Origin of the sequence: Buttiauxella sp. A111, from assembly GCF_014189855.1 — a bacterium.
Lineage (GTDB): Bacteria > Pseudomonadota > Gammaproteobacteria > Enterobacterales > Enterobacteriaceae > Buttiauxella > Buttiauxella selenatireducens.
In genome coordinates this window covers 289,333-306,782 of the sequence record NZ_BJFN01000002.1, presented here as the reverse complement: position 1 = coordinate 306,782, position 17,450 = coordinate 289,333, and the positions used below count along the sequence as shown (strand labels likewise).

At 45.4% G+C, this 17,450-nt stretch carries 14 protein-coding genes and 1 pseudogene; 3 read left to right on the top strand and 12 right to left on the bottom strand.

Going from position 1 to position 17,450, the window contains the following annotated elements; genetic code table 11:
- Positions 1-13: 13 nt before the first annotated feature.
- Both BSPA111_RS07465 and BSPA111_RS07460 read right to left on the bottom strand, forming a co-directional pair.
- Positions 14-2,569: a fimbria/pilus outer membrane usher protein gene (locus BSPA111_RS07465; protein ID WP_183270539.1), complete on the bottom strand. Its 2,556-nt coding sequence runs from the start codon at positions 2,567-2,569 to the stop codon at positions 14-16.
- 166 nt (positions 2,570-2,735) lie between these two features.
- Positions 2,736-3,254: a fimbrial protein gene (locus BSPA111_RS07460; protein WP_183270538.1), complete on the bottom strand. Its 519-nt coding sequence runs from the start codon at positions 3,252-3,254 to the stop codon at positions 2,736-2,738.
- A gap of 316 nt (positions 3,255-3,570) precedes the next feature.
- Here BSPA111_RS07460 and BSPA111_RS07455 point away from each other — a divergent pair, with 316 nt between their 5' ends.
- Both BSPA111_RS07455 and BSPA111_RS07450 read left to right on the top strand, forming a co-directional pair.
- Positions 3,571-4,197, top strand: coding sequence for a response regulator (locus BSPA111_RS07455; RefSeq protein WP_183270537.1), 627 nt, complete (start codon positions 3,571-3,573; stop codon positions 4,195-4,197).
- Between the two features lie 140 nt (positions 4,198-4,337).
- Complete coding sequence (locus BSPA111_RS07450) at positions 4,338-7,415, top strand: response regulator (RefSeq protein WP_183270536.1); 3,078 nt, start codon at positions 4,338-4,340, stop codon at positions 7,413-7,415.
- A 42-nt stretch (positions 7,416-7,457) separates the two neighbouring features.
- Here the strand turns inward: BSPA111_RS07450 and BSPA111_RS22815 are convergent, their stop codons facing one another.
- The 10 genes and pseudogenes from BSPA111_RS22815 to BSPA111_RS07405 all read right to left on the bottom strand — a co-directional run bounded on the left by BSPA111_RS22815 (position 7,458) and on the right by BSPA111_RS07405 (position 16,310).
- Positions 7,458-8,087: a methyl-accepting chemotaxis protein gene (locus BSPA111_RS22815; RefSeq protein ID WP_373925631.1), complete on the bottom strand. Its 630-nt coding sequence runs from the start codon at positions 8,085-8,087 to the stop codon at positions 7,458-7,460.
- A 144-nt stretch (positions 8,088-8,231) separates the two neighbouring features.
- Positions 8,232-8,405: pseudogene (locus BSPA111_RS22810) on the bottom strand (hypothetical protein); the annotation flags it as partial.
- An 816-nt stretch (positions 8,406-9,221) separates the two neighbouring features.
- Positions 9,222-9,509, bottom strand: a complete 288-nt coding sequence (locus BSPA111_RS07440) for a hypothetical protein (protein ID WP_183270534.1) — start codon at positions 9,507-9,509, stop codon at positions 9,222-9,224.
- A gap of 80 nt (positions 9,510-9,589) precedes the next feature.
- Positions 9,590-9,979, bottom strand: a complete 390-nt coding sequence (locus tag BSPA111_RS07435) for a hypothetical protein (protein WP_183270533.1) — start codon at positions 9,977-9,979, stop codon at positions 9,590-9,592.
- A gap of 26 nt (positions 9,980-10,005) precedes the next feature.
- Positions 10,006-10,431, bottom strand: coding sequence for a hypothetical protein (locus BSPA111_RS07430; protein WP_183270532.1), 426 nt, complete (start codon positions 10,429-10,431; stop codon positions 10,006-10,008).
- A 53-nt stretch (positions 10,432-10,484) separates the two neighbouring features.
- Positions 10,485-10,766 carry a hypothetical protein gene (locus BSPA111_RS07425; RefSeq protein WP_183270531.1) on the bottom strand — a complete coding sequence of 94 codons (282 nt, stop codon included), beginning with the start codon at positions 10,764-10,766 and terminating at the stop codon, positions 10,485-10,487.
- A 398-nt stretch (positions 10,767-11,164) separates the two neighbouring features.
- Positions 11,165-13,378, bottom strand: coding sequence for an EAL domain-containing protein (locus BSPA111_RS07420; protein ID WP_183270530.1), 2,214 nt, complete (start codon positions 13,376-13,378; stop codon positions 11,165-11,167).
- 123 nt (positions 13,379-13,501) lie between these two features.
- A complete protein-coding gene (locus BSPA111_RS07415; protein WP_183270529.1) occupies positions 13,502-14,800 on the bottom strand; it encodes a diguanylate cyclase domain-containing protein in 1,299 nt (432 codons plus the stop codon).
- Positions 14,801-15,009: 209 nt separating this feature from the next.
- The gene (locus tag BSPA111_RS07410; RefSeq protein WP_183270528.1) at positions 15,010-15,528 is read right to left on the bottom strand and encodes a hypothetical protein; all 519 of its coding nucleotides are present in this window, start codon (positions 15,526-15,528) and stop codon (positions 15,010-15,012) included.
- Positions 15,525-16,310, bottom strand: coding sequence for a winged helix-turn-helix domain-containing protein (locus BSPA111_RS07405; protein WP_183270527.1), 786 nt, complete (start codon positions 16,308-16,310; stop codon positions 15,525-15,527). The genes BSPA111_RS07410 and BSPA111_RS07405 overlap by 4 nt, the downstream gene beginning before the upstream one ends.
- Positions 16,311-16,839: 529 nt before the next feature.
- Here BSPA111_RS07405 and BSPA111_RS07400 point away from each other — a divergent pair.
- A complete protein-coding gene (locus tag BSPA111_RS07400; RefSeq protein ID WP_183270526.1) occupies positions 16,840-17,445 on the top strand; it encodes a helix-turn-helix domain-containing protein in 606 nt (201 codons plus the stop codon).
- Positions 17,446-17,450: the final 5 nt, after the last annotated feature.

Sequence of the window (17,450 nt, the reverse complement as noted above, 5' to 3'; positions counted from 1 at the left end):
GCCCAGCGTAGAATTAAAGCGCAGACGCATCAGATTTAGCGGAATTCTCCGTTAATAGAATACAAGGTAATAAAATAGTGTTATCTGCGGCCAGAGTTTCAGGTAATTTCATCGGTAAAGTCACCGCACATTTATTTTCACCGCTCCAGCGAACGTTCATGACGACACCAGGCTGCACACCGCTTAACCACACGTTGCCCTCGTCATTGACGATCCCTGTTTCACGCCCGTTAAACATCACGCTTGCGCCAAAAGGAGGCGTTGTTCCATCTGCAAGGCGAATAACGGCAAGTAATTTCATTCCGGAAATGACGCTAAATTTACGGAAACCAATCGCGCCTTCCGTCATCGTTATCTGCGCCACGGGCTGTGGGACTTCAAGCGTGTCGGATATCTGGTTGATATCGATGCTGGCCGTATTTCGATAGTAACTGTTAACGTCTCCAATCACCGCTTTGCCGAAGGCATTGCTTCGGGTCGGAACGCCATAGCCGCGTATCGGTACGTCTGCGACGCCATCGGTATCAATCAACAAACGTGTGCCCCCGAAATTATTGATCCGGTGTGCAGCCATACCTTCGGAGGTGAGCGTGACGCCACCCGTCGCGCCAAGGCCAATGGCGCTGTATTGTCCGGCGGTATAACTGCCGTTGGCGGTGATATCGGCCAGGCTGCCATTGTGGGTGTAGTAGGCGCTGCCGGTTGAGCGTCCCTGGTTGGTCAGGCCAGCGCTGACATTCATCGAATTGCGCTCGTCCAGGCGGCTATACCAGGAGGCATTTTGCGTCGTGCCGTTTTCATTGTTCTGCAAACTGTAACTCACCGAATTGCTACCCAGTGGTACGGATAAACTTAACCAGGCGCCATCATCTTTTTTGCCGTTATATAACTGGCGATAAGCGGAAAGGTTGACGTTCAGATTCTTAAAACTGCCCATAGAGAAAGAGCGGGCCAGCGATACACTCCAGCGATCGTTGCCGGGTTTATCCCAGTAAGTCTGGTGGCTGTAATTGAGATAGCCGCTAAGGCCCCAGTCATAAAAATGTTTGTTGACCGTAACGGTATAAAGCTCTTTGCCACTTTCGCCACGCCCCCGGCGGCGGCGAGCCTCAAGGTACTGCGACATATTCATAAAGTTGCGCTGTGAAAAGCGATAGCCCGCAAAAGTGACCTGGCTGTCGATGGATTCGAAACGCTTTGAATAGCTGATGCGATACGAGCCGCCGGTTTTTGTCCCTTCTGCGATGCGGGCATGGGATTGGGTGGCATCAATGGAAATAGCACCTAACATCATAAGATCCCGGCCAATGCCTGCGGAAACGGCGGAATATTCACTGTTAGACAGCAGGCCATTGTAGAGCGACCAGCCGTTAGCTACCCCCCAGGAAAACTCACCGCTGGCAAAGAGCGGGCCTTCTACCTGATGGCGTTCGCGGCTGGCACGTCCCATGGCAAATTTATAACGCACCCGTCCAGGGCGAGTCAGATAGGGAATGTTTGCAGTGTCGACCTGGAAAGTCTGCACGCTGCCGTCCTGTTCTTCCACGCGGACATTCAGCGTCCCCGACACCGCACTGCTCAGATCCTGAATGCGAAATGGCCCCGCCGCGACCTGGCTTTCATAAATAACCCGGCCCTGTTGGGAGATAACAATTTTAGCGTTGGTCTTCGCGACTCCGCTGACTTCCGGCGCGTATTCCCGTAGGTTCGGCGCGAGCTGGTTGTCATCGCTGGCAAGGCTTGCTCCGGTAAAACCGAAGCTGTCAAAGATGGATGAATCCAGATAAGTTTCACCCATCACCATTTTTGCCTGCAGCCCGGTCAATGCGCGATAAGCATAAAAGCGACTCCAGGAAGCCATAGAAGCAGAAGGGCCTGGCGTGCTGTCGTGCTGCATTTGCCATTCGGCCCGCAGACGCCAGGCACCTAAATTCGCCCCAAGCAGGCCGTTGCCGCTGAGGTTATCTCGCTGACTGCTGTGGCTTGCTTTGCTGGTTGTGCCGTTAAGGTTGTAGTCCAGCATCAGGCCCGCAATGCCGTCGGCCCAGCGCGAAGGGGGGTCCCAGTTTGCTGCGGTATATTCAAGCCACGCCTGTGGAATACTGACATAAAGCATCGCGGTGCCGACATCGCCACGCACCGTCATTCCTGGCACTGAGGCAATGTCCAGGCACTGATTGTTGTTAACCCAGCTCACTTTCTTTAAGACATCAGGTTTCAGGCCAAACTGCCCAACTAATTCAGGCGTCAGGCAGGCAAAACTGTCTTTTTCATCCCCAGGTACTGGCAGAAATTGCAGGGAAGTTTCAGGCAAGTCGTTGTCATTAACGCGGACCACAAACAGATAATTACCGGGCATAATATAACCGGCGCGTGAAAATTGACTCAGGTCGATATTATTACGATCGTTAACGTCCAACACGTCGGTATTAAAGTCAATGGTTTTTGCCGCGTAAACTTCATTGATTAACGGTATGCTACCGAGCGACAACCCTATAGAAAATGCCAAAAAGTGATATCGCTGAACATATTCGCGCACGCTGAATTTCTGTTTGGCCTTACTTTCCATAGTATTGTGCCTTGTTTTGTTTTTATTTAAGATCAGATTTGCAGGTAATTAAAGTATCAGGCAATACCTTTAATGAAATTTCACGTCGATTTCATACCTGAATAAAAATAAAATTTATGGAAAAATGGCATGCAAAATTCTGCATGCCATTTTCTTATTGCTGTTATTACGCGTAAGACAGAATGAAGTTAGCGACGGTAGTGAATTCACCTGGAACGTAGGTTGCAGATGCGCCATCAGAAACCAGGTAAGAAGAGAAGCCTAAAGTGTTATTACCATCAAACAGTTTCTGAGCTGAAGTTGGTGTACCCAGAACAATTTTAGTCCCGAACGCATCGGTCAGTTGAATGCTTGCACCACGAGCCGTACCGACCATCGCCAGGTTATCTTCGTTAACCTGAGAAGCAATACCGGTAAAGGTGGTGGTAACTTTTTGGGACACGGTGGTGTCACAGTTTTCCAGCTTGATGCTGAAAGCACGCGGCGTTGACTGACCATCTTTTTTCAGGTCAGCGTCAGAAACGGCACCAAGCTGAACGGTCTGATCCAGGGATTCAGGGGCAATTGAACATGCCGCGCTGATGATAGAACCTTTAAAAGTGACCTGACCACCGCTGTCTGCTGCATTCGCAGCGCCTGCAGCCATAACCAAACCCAGTGCAATAACCAGTTTATTTAAACGCATTTTATTTTTCCTGTTTACCGTCGTAATGAATTTAATTTCCTTTAAGGTAAAATAAATCACTATTACGGAGGATTATTTCCTTAATTAGCCCAATATGTTTGAGCCAATCCATTTTAATGTCACTCAAGCAGCTTGCTTGTTGACGAGGTAAATATTATTTCAGGTTGTTTAATACGACTATCAGCGGGGTCTTCGATGAGCTGTAGGACGTTGCCTACAAATAAGTATCAGGTAATAGTTAATTTAATATGGTATGTTTTTGCAGGTTTCAAAAGGCGCTTTATTAAACGCGTAATAGGCCAAAGGAAAATAATCTATGTCTTCGGTTGTAATTATTGACGATCACCCCATCGTGCGCATGGCTATTAATATTTTGTTGAAAAATGAAGGCCATCACGTGGTTGCAGAAACAGGAAATGGTGAAGAAGCATTAACACTGATTGAGCATCATTACCCCGAAGTGATCATTATCGATATCGACCTCGATACCTATGATGGGTTAACCATTGTGGAACACCTACGAGCGCAAAGTTTCCCCGGCATCATTATTGTGCTGTCGGGAAAAAATGCCGATTTTTACGGCCCACGCAGTGCGCGAGCGGGTGCAAATGGGTTTATCAGCAAAAATAAGCATCTTTCGGAATTGGTCTCTGCCATCCAGACAACCCAAAAAGGCTACGGCTATTTCCCTCTGCGTACCGGGTACGGAGCCGGGAATGAGTTTGACAGTTTGTCGGACTGCGAAAAGATAGAAAGTCTGTCGCCTCAGGAGTTTCAGACGTTTCAGTACCTGATTCGCGGCCTGGGGAACGTCAAAATCGGCAAACGCATGAACATCAGTAATAAAACGGTCAGCACGTATAAAACTCGTTTACTGGAAAAATTAGGTTGTCGAAACCAACTGGAACTTTTTGACTTCGCACGTCGCAATCACTTCGAGTAACACTCAACATTTCGAGCCATTCTATGCGCAAGACAATACACCTGCTTATCAGCCTTTTTCTCCTGTTTGGCCCGCCTGCGTGGGCGGAAAAAAACAGTGCGCAATACCTGGATTTAAAAAGCCGGGAGAATTTTGAATCCATGAAGCTAACGTTTACGGCAGCTCAGCGTGCCTGGTTGCATAAGAAACAGGTTTTAAACGTTGCCGTTTGGCTACCCAACCAGCCGCCTGTTAGTTTTGTGGCGGAGGGCAACGTGTTCGAGGGCATCGCCGCTGATTATCTTAGACTCCTGGCGGTGAACCTGGGTCTGGAAATACAAGTCATAAGGTACAGCAACCGGGACAGCGCCATAAACGCAATCCATGAAGGTTCCGCCGATCTGATGGTTGACCTCACTGGAGCGTTGCAAGAGAAAAATATCTATCTGGCTGAATCCGTGGGTTTCCAGAAAAACATTCCGGTGCTGGTGATAGCCGAGCATCAAACCGCGAGTTCGCAAAACAGCACGATGCCTGAAACGGTGGCTCTGAGTGAAGGTTATCTTTCCGATGCTCTGATACACACTTGGTTTCCTGAGATAAAAATTAAGCGTTTTAAGAGTGCATCTGAAGCGATCTCATCACTCTTCTCCGGACAAAGTAGTGCCTTTATTGACGAAACAACCACAGCCTCGTTTTTGATGAATCGCCATTTTGTGAATATGTTGCAAAAGGTGAAAAATTTACCGGAACAAGAGAAAGGCAACCATTTTGTGGTCCAGCGAAAAAATACCGTGCTGCTCTCACTCATCAATCAGGTGTTGCTTGCCATTCCCGATGCCAGGCATAGTGCCATTCTTCGGCAATGGTCTCTGGCATTTGATTTACCGGCTTTAACGCTAACTGCGCCAGAGAAAGCGTGGTTGCAAGCCAACAAACAGACCACGGTTTCGGTCAATCCCAATTTTGCCCCGTTCACCTTGTTGAATTCGAATAATAAACTTCTCGGGGTCAGCGCGGATATTTTGCAGCTTATCCAGCGTCACACCGGGCTGTCGGTAAAAATTGAGCCAGTGGATAACGATAAACGAATGATCGAAAGCCTTGAAGCAGGCGAAAGCGATATGGCCATTGCCGTCAACCTGGATACCACCTTTAGCGATAAGTTATTGCTGACTCGTCCTTTTATTACCGCGCCTTATGCGATCATCTCCCGATCCGACACCGATCTGTTTTCCTTGCACCATAAAAACACGATTTCGGTCGCTATCCCGGAAGGGAATCAGGCCACAATCGAGCAAAACGGGCAGCTACCTCCGATTAAGTGGACCATCGTCAATGACATTCATCTGGGGATGCAGATGGTGCTGGAGGGGAAAGTCGATGCGGTGGTGTATAACCTGATTGGCGCAAACCAGCTTATTGAACGCGACTATTCCGGGCAGCTCAAGGTGCTGGAGCGTTTTGGGAAAAGCCAAGCCCGAATTGGCTTTGCGGTTAAACGCAGTGCGCCTGAACTGTTCAGTCTACTGGATAAATCCCTGGCATCCATTCCGCCGCGAGAAATTGCCTGGCTCATCAACAAATGGATTCTTCCACCGGACTCCGCGCCGATAAAAGAGAGCTACAACCGAAAACCGCTTTATCTCACGCTTTCTCTCGCGGGGTTATTGCTGATTACCGCGCTGTGGTGGATTTCAAAATTGCGGCGTGACGCACGCATCAGGCAGCAATTACAAACCGCATTATCGCGCGAGAAAGAGAACGCCGAGCGGGCGAACCGGGCCAAAAGCGAGTTTCTTGCCACCATGAGCCACGAAATACGCACGCCAGTGAGCGCCATCATTGGCTTGCTGGAGCTGGTGAATCTCCCTCAGCAACAGCAAAACGAGCAGGCCGATGCGATTCGCGTGGCCTATGAGTCGGCCCAGTCGCTGCTGGGGCTGATAGGCGATATTCTCGATCTGGCGAAAATAGAGTCTGGCAACCTGGAGTTAACGCCTGGGTGGGTCAACTTAAACCACCTTGTCGCCCCTGTGGTGCGTATTTTTGAAGGCTTAGCGCGTAAAAAAAACCTCCAGCTTGTCTGGCAGGGGGAGCCATTGCCCGCTGTACAAGCCTGGACCGATGAACCGCGCTTTAAGCAAATACTCTCAAACTATCTGAGTAACGCCATTAAGTTTACCGACACGGGGGAAATAACCGTTAACGCCTGGGTTGCCAACCACACTCCAGCCCACTTAACGCTACACGTTACCGTTCAGGACACCGGAATTGGTATCTCGGCAGAAGATCAGCAGGTCATCTTCCGGCCTTTTATCCAGCTTGAGGCCGGAAAACGGCAATCAGGAACCGGGTTGGGGCTAGCGATTAGCCGGGAGCTTTTACACAAAATGGACGGCAATATGAAAATACATAGCCAACCGGGGGTGGGCACGACGATTCATCTGCAGCTCAATCTGGATATTCGCCCCGCGCCGCCCACGACAAAAATCGTTCCTCTGCCCAATACCGTTACCCCAATGCTGAACATTCTGATCGTCGACGATCACCCGACAAATCAAATGCTACTGCGTTATCAGCTTAGCCATCTGAATCATCGAGTGACAGAGGCAAGCAATGGTCTTGAAGCTCTGGATTTGCTCACCTTCGAAACCTTTGACGTCATCATTACTGACAACAATATGCCGGGTATGGACGGCATCACCCTGACCCGTTTTTTGCGGGACGCGGGCAACGACGTCATCATTTTTGGCTTAACCGCGAACGCGCAGCCGGAAGAGAGAGTGAGAGGAATTGAAGCTGGAATGAATGATTGCCTGTTTAAACCGCTGCGTCTTGAGCAGTTAAAATCGCTGCTGCAAAGCGTCTGCGCCGCAGATGCTCAGCCCCTTCCCGTTGCCAATGTGCTGGATATAGAAATGATTAATGCGCTGGTCGATAACGATAAGGCATTGCTCAAACAGCTCCTGTCGCGTACCAAAGAGGAAAACGAGAGCGATCTGGCTCGGGCATTGAATTTTGCGCAAAATTTAGAGTGGGAAGGGGTGATGAAATGCATGCATCGCATTTATGGCGCGGCCCAGATTATTGGTGCGCGTCAGGTTGAAAACCTATGCCAACGGGTGTCGGATGCTTGTCGACAGGTGAATAACAAAGCGCTGATAGATGAGGAGCTGACGGAACTTGGTCGCGTTATTAAACAGTTAAATAACGCCATGGACACTCATGTGAGGTAGTAAAAAAGCGGCACCGGGAGCAGAGCCCAGGTGCCGCAAGGATTAGACTTTAAAAACAGCGACAGCCTCATCCAGCCTGTTAGATTCCCGCAGCATATGATTTGACGCTTGCAGGGACTCCACCACCAAAGCGGCGTTTTGCTGTGTCACCGTTTCCATCTCGGTGACTGCTTGGGCAATTTGATCAATGCCGATGCTCTGTTCTCTGGCGGCGATATTAATTTCGCCCATAATTTCACTGACTTTTTCCGCAAACTCGACAATTTCTTCCATCTTGTTACCCGCTATTTCTACTTGTAGAGCACCGGCTTTAACTCCTTCAACAGAAGTGGTGATCAGTTCACGAATCTCCTTTGCCGCCTCCGCGCTGCGCCGGGCTAAAGTGCGAACTTCTGCTGCTACCACGGCAAAACCACGCCCTTGTTCTCCGGCACGCGCCGCTTCAACCGCGGCATTTAGCGCGAGAATATTCGTTTGATGGGCAATGCTGTCGATAACGCTGTTTATCTCACCAATTTTATGGGAGTTTGTGGCGATGTTTTTCATCGAGACGATGATCTGCGCCATCATTTCACTGCCGTTTTTGGCCATGACGCATGAACCGCCAGACAGATCGCTGGCGAGATTCGCATTATCGGCGGTCAGTTTCACCGTCACCTTAATTTGCTCCATGCTCGCGGCAGTTTGCTGCACCGCGGTGGCCTGTCTTTCGGTTCGGTTTGATAACTCATCGTTTCCTGCAGAAACCTGGCCTGCGATAACATTAAGCTGATGCGTACCTTCGAGCACGTGCGTAACGGTTCTTTTTAAAGACTCGCGCATGTTTTCAAGTTCGATAAACATCTCACCAATTTCATCTCGCTTATCACAAACGATGGGTTCAGAAAGATTCCCGGAGGATATTTTGCGGAAATTTTTCGACGCAATTTGCAGGCGCTGGAAGATGGTTTCTTGTACCCAGAACCAGGAAAGGATCAAGAAAGAAACCATCAGCAATAAAAGCAGCAGGTTAAATTTGAGATTCAACTGGTAATGGTAGCGATTATATTCAGCATTTTGGTCGGTGCTTTGATTGATATAACTAATATAATCAGCGACATCGCTACTTAACCGATCGCGTAACGAGTTAGTCGTTTCTCGTTCCTCTAACGATTCCATTATTTTTCGTGCGTTAGCATCGGCCAGACGATGGGCAGAATACGCATAGATTTCGCGATACAGCTTGATGACTTCCTGGGCTTGATCCTCTTCTCTATCGCTAAATTTGCGTTCGGCAAAGAGATTAAAAGAGATCAACGATTCGGCCAGAATTTTACGCGTAAATTCCAGTTCGCCATCGCCAATTTCCTGCCCTTGTCGCATACGGATTTGATTATCCGCGAGGCGGCCTCGTACCCGATTGATGTCGATAACGGCGTTCTGTAGATAGAATGCGGAACCCGCCTGATCAAACAGCTTAGAATAATTATTCTGAGCCTGTTTTGCATTCCAGACATTTAGCATGCAGGCGCTAAGAAAGAAAAGAGTAAATACAGCAGCAATAAAAATCAGTACCTGGGATATCTTTAGATTACGTAACATTTAATTTAACCTCAGCAAAGTGACACCGGGTTATCGGTTGGCTAAGGAATATCTGGACTGAAATTAAATTTTTTGATTTTTGTCGGGGAGTAAATATATTTTCATCAAGCTATTCATCACGTATCGCGCCAGGGAAAACCATTACCATCCTCACCAGGTAAAACAAAAAAAAGCCCCTGCAATATTTCACAGAGGCCAGATGTCATTAGTAAACAGATTTATCTGTTAGCGATAGAAACAGGTCGAACCGTTATCTGCCTGGCTGCCACCTACCGCTTCACAATCCGGCAGAGTGACACCATCACGTGTAATCATACGCACGCCGTCGGAGCTTTCGTAATCGGCCGCTTGTCGATTGCCATCATTATCATATTGCTTATGACCATGCTTATGGTGGTGGCCTGAGTTTCCGCTATTATCGTAATCATTATTGCGGTTATCAGGTGGTGGGATAATACAGCCAGATAAAGAAGCGACAACAGCAGCAGCCATAAACCATTTAATGATTTTCATATTTTACCCTGTACAAAAAATAATATTATTAGATTTGAAAATACGTAATAAAAAATTTAAATTTATTCTTAATGTCTAAATTACTCACCATCATTCGGCTGTATTGCTACTTTTGTGATTATATTCTCTTCACGAGTAACACGTAATGATGCGCTAGCACCAGGTTTAATAAATAATGATGGGTCCTCGCTTTGTTTCCAGCCATCTGCAAGCAATCTGCTGTATGCGATATCAAGAGGCATTCCTTCAACCCGATTGATCAATGCTTGTAGCTGTTGTTGCTCTGTCGGTTTATGGGCGGCATTTTGTGCGCGGGTTTTGTGGATATCGCACGTCACTCCGGCATTTAATTCAGTGCAACCACTTCGTTCAAGCTGAGCGCGATATTTGTGGTTAATTGCCCAGGCGCTGTTGCTGGTCGCACTGGCAACTAATAGCAAAGTAAATGCAGAGATTATTTTAGTCTTCATTGTGATTTCCTTAATACAGAATGCTTTTAATGTACGCTCACACCCATGACCTGGCCGCTGTTCTGGTTAATATCAAAATCAGCAATAAACCCTGCTTTTCTCCAGCGGGTACGCTCATCATTCAAGGATTCCCATCCTTGATCTTCCATGTAATCGACAGCCTGGCCCTGGTATTTGCCGGCAATATGGCGGTCGATACCTCGTGCTACATCATCTGCGGCGTCCGAGTCTGCACGATGATGATGGTGATGATGGCGCGCTTCTGATGAGTCGTCCGAAGTGTCGTATTGGTTAGAATCCTCAGAGTTACACGTTCCGTTTGCTTCACTAACTTGTGTACAGCCAGAGTTTTCAAGTTGTGCGCGGTAAGCGTCACTGATGGCAAAGGCATTGTGAAAATACAAACCGCTCAAGCATAACGTTAGTGCCAGAGTGATATTTTTTCTTTTCATTCTTAAAGATCCTGGAATTTATAGTTCAAATGCAGAAGTTAGTTAAATTATTTTTATTGCCCTTCACTCATTGCAGCATCGCTCTTAGGTTTTCCCCTTGTTAACCAGGAGAATAAAAACAGCAGCGCACCAATAAGCAGCAGTGGTATAAATACGATGGCTCCACCGGCAACAAGGCCGACGTCGGTCGCCAGTTCATTACCTGGTGCAGGGTGTATTTCTCTCACGGCCTGAAATGCACGAAAAACCTCTACAATAAAGAACAAACAATAAGCTCTGAAAATCCAGAGGGCGACAACGCCGAGAGCTTTACGCGGTGGCTTAACTTTTTTCATTTAATTACCTTACACTCAGTAGGTATGAAAATGCGCGCAACTTCCGTGTTGTAAATAACCATTCCAGTGGTCTGATGAGCTCATTCTATTTAAAGGTGATGATTGTTCAAGGAATATATATGAAATTATATGTTGTTTTAACACATTGATTTTTAATGAAAACAATTGTTGGTGCGGATTTGTGTAGAAAAGTTGTTGTAATGTTGTTCTTTTTTGGCGTGTATTGCTTAAGCTTTAGTGTTAATTATTATTTATATGTAATTTAATTGTCATTGCAGGATGGGTTACTTTTTGTTTATTATCTAAGATTAATCTAATGTCATAATTTAATAATTATACTTATTGGTTACTTTAATAAAAGCATACCTGGTTTTAGGTATGCTTGATAACTCCTTGTATCACGCACAATCTATTGGCACAGGTTTGCCGATTAAATAGCCCTGAACATAATCAATGCCCATGCGATAAAGTGTGTGGCGAATCTCTTCGGTTTCAACAAACTCAGCGACCACTGTCATACTCTTCATTCTGGCAAGCTCGCAAATTGATTGCACAATTTTGCAGTCTATTTCACTGGAGTTAATGCTATGAATAAAACTCCCGTCAATTTTGAGAATATCTGCAGGCATTGTTTTTAATCGTGCGTAGCTGGCATATCCGGTACCAAAATCATCAATCGCGATTTTACAGCCCAGGTTCTGTAAGGCTTTCAGGGTCTTCTCTGCTTGAATATTGTTCGTTAATTCATCGGTTTCTGTGACTTCCAGCACCAGTTGCGCAGGTGAGATGCCGTGCTTAATCATCAACTTCTCAATATGGTTTGCCATATCCGTGCGACAAATTGATGCCGGTGCCAGGTTAATAGCGTAACGCTGGTTTGGCCGCGAATGTCGAGCTTCACCCATATATTCCATTGTTTTATGCAATACCCATAAATCAATGCTTGAGGACATACCAAACTCATGTGCCAGTGGCAGGAAGGTGTCGGGGAGAATGAGTTCATCGTTACTTCCCCGCATTCTCAACAGGACTTCGTGATAGCGCTCTCCGTCCTTGCTTTCAATCGGCTGCACCATTAAAACAAAACGATCCAACTCCAGCGCCCGCTGCAGCTGGTTCATCATGTCGACTTTTGCTTTTACCTGGTTCTGCACCTTTCGACTGCTTGGTTTTCTCAGGTCTACAGGCAGGTGAGTGGTGAGTGAAATTTCTGCCAGAGTTCGTAACTCACCAATCAATAAATACAGGTGGCCAACGGGGTAATTAATGATGCAATAGCTACAGCCGATTTGTGGATACAGTTTTACCCCATCACGGATAAAACGAAATTCTTTGGCTTTGCTATAGATCTCCGCAATACGAATTTCTGCATGTACAGGGCTGGTTCGTACGATTAAATCGTGACCTGAACTCATATAAATGAGCTCGTCTCTATCCAGAACGGGTTCCAGATACAGTGCTAACTGCTGTTTATATTGTACTTGCATCAGCAAACCATAATTTCGACCCAATAGCTCCAGGTCAGGCATATACAGTTGGCATAACACGGATACTGTGTTTTTCTTTAAGTCTGCTTCCAGCGCCAGTAAATTTGGCAAGTGCACCAGTGGGTCAATATGCATCAATCGCTGAGTTTTTAAATTGAGTGCGCGTTGACGGGAAATATTGATGGCCATCAGTATGATCGTTATCGAAAATGCTGAGAAAGAAGAAGTCGCAACGGCAAGATGCAATTTATAATTAGCATCATGTGGGACGAAACTCTGAATATGATCGCATAACACAATCAACACGACCCACCACACCAGCGAAATAGCGGCATGGCCAAGACGCAATGTGCCCCAAATCATTAACGGCAGTAATAACGTCAGCGTGTAAATCGAATTCATGAGTGGCAACGCATGGTTGAGCGGGGTAATCATCAGTATCGTGAGTAAAGAAAGGGAACCGAACAAACATACGAGTTCCGGCAAGCGCAAATCATCTGCCACCTGATGTCTAATCTTCTTAAAGTATTTCATCAGGTAGAAAGGGTTTCTAATCGAACGAATAACCAGATACAACATCGGCAACCCAACCATATTCCCAACTAACATTCCCTGATAGTTAATTAATGTGCGGGTTGTTAAGGGGCTGATGTACATCATGGTCTCATGAATGCCAAACAATCCCAAATAGAGCTCGGCGTGGAAATAATTAAGGAATAGGGTGGCGTTAATAAACACCAGCCAAAAAATGCGTTGCCACGTGAGATTGTATCGCCCAAAACTTGTGCGGCCTCTCATGCCTGTGAAGTAGTAGTATCCAGCGCAGCTAATGGCGACTGACGTAAAATAGTGCAACATCGCCATTAATGCAGGTTCCAGACCACGGTCTGGGTAAATACGGTAAAATAGGCACAGAAGAATTCCGGGCAATGCCTTAAAACCATAAATCATGGTCAGGATGGTGATCAGAGCCATGTTCAGGTAAAGGAAAGGGATTTCAAAACCATCTATCGTGACGTAGGCACTCAAATACTGTGTTATGTGATAGAGCAGGAACGGCAGAACCAATGGAAGCGCCCACCATCTATCTTTAAATCTGTTATACGCGGTAGAAAGTTGCATCATCAATGTTTGCTTTTATTCACTAGTTCCAGGTTTGGAGTGATTCACAAGCATCCATTGCTTAAGAATGAGGTTTTTACCGATCGGCTGTTATCGCTTTTTAATGTCTGTGGATTAAATTAACCACTAGCTCGGTAATGACATCTCTATTTCATCATAAAATGTGATGCTTTTTTTTCCCCGATTTTTAATGTAATACATGGCTACATCCGCTTTTTTTAGCAACGTGGCGACATCCTTGCCATGTTCTGGGTAAATGGAAATTCCGATGCTGGCAGAGATAAAGTCTACTGTCGTTGCAGAGAGTTCATAATTACCCGCAATCTTTGAGAGCAATTTTTGAGCGAGTTGGATAACAACGTCTTTATCTTTTTGGCAAATGACAGTGATAAATTCGTCGCCGCCAATTCTGGCGACAAACCCTTCGTTGCTGACGCTTTCTTTGATGGTGTGAGAAATCTTCACCAGAAGCTCGTCCCCTACGGCATGCCCCCAAACGTCGTTCACGCGTTTAAACCCATCAAGATCGATAAACATGATAAATAATGGATCGGTCTGGTGAGTGAAAAGGGTATTCAGATGTTTTTGCAGATAGAGCCGATTGGGTAATTGTGTTAATGAATCGTGCTGCGTCATTTGCTTTAGCAGTAAATTCTTTTTAATTAGCTCACGCTTGAGTAATTCATTACTTAAGTGTTCTTTAAAATTAACAAACCAAATGAAGATCGCCAGTAAAAAGACCAATGCGACAAGCCCGGTTAATGTCATGGTGATGACACTTTCAATGTAATCATCCTGGCTTGAAGGCATTGCAGACGAGGGGATAGAGGCCATGTTTATTTGACATGATCCTAAAAAATGCATTATTGCGACACCCGAACTCAGGGTAAGAGTGGCACCAAGCCGATAGAAGTTGGCATAAATATCGTTCCTGCTCGTCATGACCAGCATCATATGGGTGAAACGCAACATGATTAGCGATGTGATGAAAATAACGGCCAGTGACAGGATGATGTCCGTTGTGCTGACACACATGTCGCCTGCATTGACGATGGCTGCCATTCCCAAATAGTGCATGGACGCAGCGCTTGCAGAAAAGAGTAAAGCCGGGAGGAGATAGTGTTGGCCGCGCAGTTTTTTGAATAAAAAACAAACAAAACCTAAAGAGCAACCAACAATAGCGATCAGTAATGAGGCCAGAGTTTTTTGAATATTATAATTAATAGCATGACTATGATGATGTGCCTGTATCACCATATAGTGCAAAAGCCATATCCCACAGCCCATCGTCGGGCCGCTAAATAAAGGCCAACAATAATGTTTTTTACGCGAACCCGCCTTACATAGCCAAAAAGAGACATAAAAAGCCATGCACGCGATAATTATGGCGAGTAAGACTAATGAAACATCATAATTAAATAACATATTTAACTTTAAATTTACGCTTGAGGGGCATGCTTGTTTTTCTAATCAGAAATAGCCGAGTGAATAATAACGATGTGTTTATTATCTTCAAGGAGTTTTTATTCATTTAGAAAAATAATAGACAACCAAACCAGTGGTTGTCTATTAATGGACAATAACTCTCGCGGTGCTTCTGTTTAATACTGCTGAGTGTGCATGTTGAGCACATTTTACTCGTCGTCAGGAAGCATAAACTTCTGACAGTACAAGTAAGGGATCCCTTCTCGGGTGATGAGATCTGCATCTTTGTTCAGTGCAAAAATATCGATGTCCGTTACGCCAGCACTTTTAAGATAAAAGTCGGGCAGGAATTGCTGAAGTATCCCTGATGGAGTTGTTTCGCGGTTCGAGATGATAATCTGGCGAGATACCCAAACTGGGCTGAGTCCGTAATCAGCATGGGTAAAGAGAATAGTACGCTGAACGGTGTACTCTTCCTGAGCACTGACATTAATGATGCCGTTAATGTGAGCAATACCTTTGCCGTCGCCAGATTTAAAATCAATGATCCCTCGAAAGGACGCCTTGTCTCTGACTATTTGTAAATTCGCACGGCAGGCAAGATTGTGTCGTGCGTCATTGGAAGGCTGATGAAGATACAGCGCCAGGCTGGAAAGAATAGCGACGCAGACTAAAAAAATGACGCGTGTCTGGGTTCGAATTGAGGCAATCGCTGTGAATATCTTCATTGACTATCGTACCGAGGATAATAGACGGTTTGACAAGAGTTACCTTGTGATAACTCCATACTGGTGGTACAGAGAATGACAGAAATATTTTTTGTTTCAGTGTACGCCGTTATATAGAGATAGTTATCGTCCTTGCACAATTCAGGATGTTCTTTGATGAACGCCTCATGGCGGAGATGGTTACTGGTATCACCATTGAAAAAGTAGTGACATTGACCATCATATTTTTTCGGGGAAACATAACCTGAAAAATACTGCTCGCTATATACACGAGGATAGAGGACGACACCCATTATTAACACGGTGGCGATAATCATCAGCCATTCAGTCAGGTTTAAAAAAGAGCGCTTTTCATTTATGGTTTTATAAGGCGTCGATTCCCGCGTTATTTCTATGGGTAATGCTTCAGGCTGCCTCTCAGGTACAGGATCGTGCTGCACCTCAACGCTTATTTCTTGCTGGATGATAAGTCCCTTGCGTGGAACCGTCGTGATGATTTGTTTCTCTAGATTCATTTGTGCAAAGGACTTTCGTAAAGAAAGAATACTTTGATAAAACGCGTTAAAACTTACCTGCCGATGGCTGTCTCCCCATGCAAAAGCGAGCAGCTCATTCTGCGTGACAATTTCGCCATGGTTTCTGAGTAGCAATAAAAGGCATAAAGAAGCTGTAGGCTTGAGTTTTATCTGTTCATGGCTATCCGTATGCACCAGAGACTGCTTTGAAGGGATAAATAATATTTTATTTTCAATGAGATAAAACAGTTTGTCTGCTTCGGACATGTTGCCAGTACTCTCGTTAGCTCAGGCAGGTTTTTGACACATGCCATGGTAAGCATTTGGGGCAGGGAATGACGGTGTGTCTTCGCTAGCCTGTCCCGTCTTGCGCTTTATTTTAGCTTTTCACAATACTTCTAACAAATGATAAACACACTATAAACAATAAAAATTAACTAAAATCAAAGTCATACATATTTTTGTAGTTTCTTTTTTTATGACAAAGAGAAAGATCCCGGTGCAAAGATAAAAAACATTACCTTAGTCCAGCAGATAAATATACTCAGTGGTAAAGATGTGAGCGAGACGGTCGCGCCTTAGTTACCAGAGTAATTATTTACTCAGGAAATCAATAAATATATTGTGTGATCAATTATCTGGCCATTTTATTTAATGTGTTTTACTTTTCAAGCTGTTTTTAATACCTTTATTTTATTGAAGCGATGTCCTGAAAACGTTAAAGATGACATGCCGTAACGTGGGCTTATTAAGTACACGTTTCTCCATATATCCACAATCTAAGTAAGAGAAATTGATGTCCAGCCTGAACGTAGATGAATCTGTAATGCTCATTGGCGATGAAATAAAAAAATCAGAAAATGCGTATTTTTCGTTGCGAAAAAAACGTCAACGCATTGAGCTGAGAAAGGATGGGAATTTATTTTTCCTGGAGAAAGGAACCGTCTCCGTCTACAGAGTCGAAAATGACCTGGTAACGATAAGCCTCACCGCTCCGGCAATATTAGGATTGGTGCAAATGCGCAGTGAAGTGGCATCGCATTACTTACGATGTGATTCGGACTGTGAAATGTGGGTGATGAGCACCGCGAATGCCAATGAGTTGCTAACAAAGAAAAACTTGTGGATGCATGCGTTTGATATTTTAACCAGCCATCTTCAGCGCTACTTCCAACGCGAAAATATGCGTTCTCACAAAACTATCCGCGAAATTGTGACGGAGCATGTGAAGCATATATGGTCTCTTGATCCAGAAGTTCGCGATAAAACGTCGGTTTATACTTTTATCCTGAGCCGAAATCATATCTCGCGAAGTGCTATCCATAAAGTGCTGCAAGAATTAGTTAATGAAGAAAAGTTAACGCTAAAACGTGGCAAGTTAGCGTCTTTTCATTGCCAGTAAGATCG